We start from the raw sequence: 3593 nt of genomic DNA on the forward strand, positions 1-3593 counted from the left end.
CCCAGCGCTTTGAAAGTGCTGCAGGAACTGAGTGGGTATGACGAAACAACCGGTAAGCTTTTCCCGACAATAGGAGATTATCTTAAAGCACCGGTCGGGACGGCTTCTTCAGGAAACTGGATTTATGCCGGCGTGACGGGGAATGGCAACCTTGCGGCGCGGCGGAAGAATACCGATCCGTCAGGGTTGAAACTGTTTAGAGAATGGAGTTTTTCCTGGCCCGGAAATATTCGTATTCTCAATAACCGGGCTTCCTGTGATGAGTTGGGACAGCCGGTCGACGAGAAACGGAAACTTGTTTGGTGGGATGCCGCTGCCAATGTGTGGGCAGGAAATGACGGTGGGGATGTTGTCGATAAGACCAAGGGACCGGATACTCCGGAAGGAAAGCTAAGTTTTCGGATGTGCCCGGAGGGTGTTGGCCGCATATTTGCCGCTCCATATATGAGCGGATTGCCTGCCGAAGCACCCGCGGACGGTCTGCCGGCGATCGGGATTCGTGCTTCCACGAATTGCGTGGATGGGCCGCTGCCGGAATTCTACGAAGCAGTAGAAAGTCCGACAGCTAACCTATTGCATCCCGCGGTTTCCAGCAATCCAACGGCGCTGGTTGTGTCGACTAAGATTGGTAAGGCGGAAGAGTTCCCCTATGTTCTGACTACCTTTAGAGTAGTTGACCATTTCTGTTCGGGAGGAGTTACGCGGAATATCCCGTGGCTCAATGAAAATAGTCCGGAACCCTTTGCGGAGATCAGTAAGAATTTAGGCCAGAAGATTGGCGTTAAAGAGGGAGATATGGTCGAAGTTTCTTCCGCGCGCGGTAAAATTAAAGTACGCGCCTTAGTCACGGATCGCATCCTGTCCTACAAGGTCAATGGCAAGGACACGGAAACCGTTGGCATGCCCTATCACTGGGGATTTGCGAGCTTAAGTCCGGGGGCGAGCGCCAATGATATCACCATTGCCGCCTTGGATCCCGGTGCCAGTATTATGGAATATAAAGTTTGCCTATGCAATATAAGGAGGGCAAATTAATGACAAGGAAAATGGTTTTTGTGGACACTTCAAAATGTACGGGCTGTAAAGCGTGCCCGGTGGCCTGCAAGGCGTGGAATGAGCTTCCGGCGGAGAAAACCCGGCTGGTCACGAGTTTTCAGACGCATAAGGACTTTACCCCGAATACTTTCACTTATATAACCTTTACGGAAAAATATGAAAACCAGAAAAATATTTGGTTGACGCGCAAGGCGCAATGTTTCCACTGTGCTGATCCTGCGTGCATGAAGGCTTGTCCTCAGAAAGCAATTTATCAGACGGACTCGGGGTATGTTCTTGTCGATCAGGATAAATGTATTGGCTGCGGTTATTGTGCAACAAACTGCCCGTTCGGGGTTCCGAAGGTTGATGAGGTTAAGAAAAAAGCCTTTCGGTGTGTAGGGTGTATTGATCGGGTCGAAAATGACCTTGTTCCAGCGTGTGTTCACACATGTGGCCCAGGTGCGTTAAGTTTTGGAGAACGTGACGCCAAGATGGCCGAAGCGAAGAAGCGTCTCGCCGAGGTTCAGAAGACTAATCCCAAGGCGCAGCTCTATGGAGAAAAGGAAATGGGCGGCACAACGTTTGTCTACTTGCTGATGGATAGCCCGGAAGCCTACGGCCTCCCGGTTAATCCCACGATTCCGCTCTCTCTGACCTTATGGAAGGATGGAATTCAGCCGCTTTTCAAATATGTTTGGCCTGCAACGGCTTGCGCTGTGGTTATAGGGGGGATCTCCAACCTCTTACAGGGGAATTATCGCAACAGAGGCCATGAAGAGAATGATAGCAAGAAAGGGGGGAAACACTAATGGCAATCAATCCACAAACCAAAACAACCCGCAAGACGCTTGGCGGAGATAAGACTTTGCGCTTTAGTGGAGGAGAACGTCTAAGTCACTGGGTTCATGCCATTGCTTTCTTTACCTTGCTCTTTACCGGACTAAGTATACTGAGCACCTTTTTTGCACCGGTGGCGGCCATTTTCGGTGGGGTTGAAGCATGTCGGGATATTCACCGTGTTGCAGCGGTCATATTTATTGTTGTGGTGGGTTTGCTGTTCTTTATTGGAGATACAAGCGGTCACAGGTATTGGTTAAAAGCGGTCTTTACGTGGGGAGAAGCAGAAGTGAAACATGTAATGACCTTCCCGAAGGAGTTTTTCGGGTTTAATACCGATGGGAAGTTTCCACCTCAAGATAAGTTTAACGGGGGAGAAAAAATTAACTCTATGTTCACAATTTTTGGTTCGTTTTTCATCACGGTAAGTGGGCTCATTATGTGGTTTGCTTCGTCTTTCCCCGCTGGTTTAGTGCGTTGGGCTTATCCGGTGCATGACCTGGCGGCATTTATGATGGCAACGGCGATCACGGGACATTTGTATTTAGCGATAATACACCCGAAGTCCAACCCTGCTCTTAAGGGCATAATCACCGGTTATGTAAAAACCAGTTTTGCGAAACATCACTATGGGAAATGGTATGAAAGAGTGAAAAAAGAGCAAAATTTAAACTAAGCTTAACTTATAGTTAGCGATAAAGTTAACTCGTTAAACTAAATTAAAGGGGCTGTGAGAAAACACAGTCCCTAAAATTCTAAGTGGTTACAACAGCTAAAAAGCATCCTCCTTTCACTATCAAAGTGGAGTGGGGACGACTATGTTTTGGTATTGTATTATTGAGGAAAAAGTGGAGATGTGAAATTAACACAAATATGTTTTAACACAGCCCCTATTGGATGAATGTAAGGGGAACTCCTTCTTTATAATTATTGAAGAAAAGGTGATACAAAATGGTAATATTAACAATAAATGGTCGGCAAATTCAGGTTTCCAAAGGAACTACTATACTGCAGGTTTGCCGTATGAATGGCATAGAAATACCTACTTTTTGTTATGATGAGGATTTAAAATTGGAAGGTTCCTGCCGGATGTGTGTTGTGGAGTGTAAAGGCAGACCACTGTTTTTAGCTGCCTGTGTTACACCTGCAGATAATGGGATGGAAATAGAAACCGAAAGCCCGGCTATTATTGAGGCTAGAAAAACAATTTTGGAATTGCTGGTGGCCCGTCATAAAATGGAGTGTCATGTTTGTGAAAAAAATGGTGACTGCCGTTTACAGGATTACTGTTATCAGTATGGTGTCAGTGAATCCAAATATATTGATGGGGGAAGACCTCACTATCCTATTGAAGACGCGAATCCATTTATTGAGCGGGACTATGATAAATGTATTATGTGTAAACGTTGTGTAAGAGCCTGTGAGGAGATTACCGGAGCACTTGCTATCGGTGTAAAAAACAGAGGTAATCACGCTCAAATCTGTACAGCGTTTGATGGTAAATTGGAGGATTCACCATGTGTATTTTGCGGGCAGTGTGTAATGGTGTGCCCGGTAGGGGCATTAACCAGTAAGGTCAGTGCAGCTTTTGGCGGCAGACCAAGTGGTGTAGAAAAAAAGGTGTTGACGACCTGTACCTACTGCGGAACTGGCTGCACCCTGGAACTTAATGTCAAAAGCAATAAAGTTGTAGGTGTTACCTCCAAGCGGGATAAAAA

4 protein-coding genes are annotated in these 3593 nt (G+C 46.5%); all 4 read left to right on the forward strand.

Annotation, left to right across the window (positions count from 1 at the left end):
• The coding region (locus AC6I5A_RS04190; protein ID WP_034612088.1) for a formate dehydrogenase subunit alpha at positions 1-1035 on the forward strand (1035 nt) is incomplete at its 5' end.
• A complete protein-coding gene (locus AC6I5A_RS04195; protein WP_034612090.1) occupies positions 1035-1847 on the forward strand; it encodes a 4Fe-4S dicluster domain-containing protein in 813 nt (270 codons plus the stop codon). The genes AC6I5A_RS04190 and AC6I5A_RS04195, both read left to right, overlap by 1 nt.
• A complete protein-coding gene (locus tag AC6I5A_RS04200; RefSeq protein ID WP_497900482.1) occupies positions 1847-2551 on the forward strand; it encodes a formate dehydrogenase subunit gamma in 705 nt (234 codons plus the stop codon). The genes AC6I5A_RS04195 and AC6I5A_RS04200 overlap by 1 nt, the downstream gene beginning before the upstream one ends.
• A 275-nt stretch (positions 2552-2826) precedes the next feature.
• The coding region (locus AC6I5A_RS04205; RefSeq protein ID WP_034612092.1) for a 2Fe-2S iron-sulfur cluster-binding protein at positions 2827-3593 on the forward strand (767 nt) is incomplete at its 3' end.

This window comes from Desulfosporosinus sp. Tol-M2 (assembly GCF_059735615.1).

Bases quoted from the DNA above. Each gene is read 5' to 3' on its own strand.
- AC6I5A_RS04195 (WP_034612090.1), top strand. From the start codon at position 1,035: ATGACAAGGAAAATGGTTTTTGTGGACACTTCAAAATGTACGGGCTGT.
- AC6I5A_RS04200 (WP_497900482.1), top strand. From the start codon at position 1,847: ATGGCAATCAATCCACAAACCAAAACAACCCGCAAGACGCTTGGCGGA.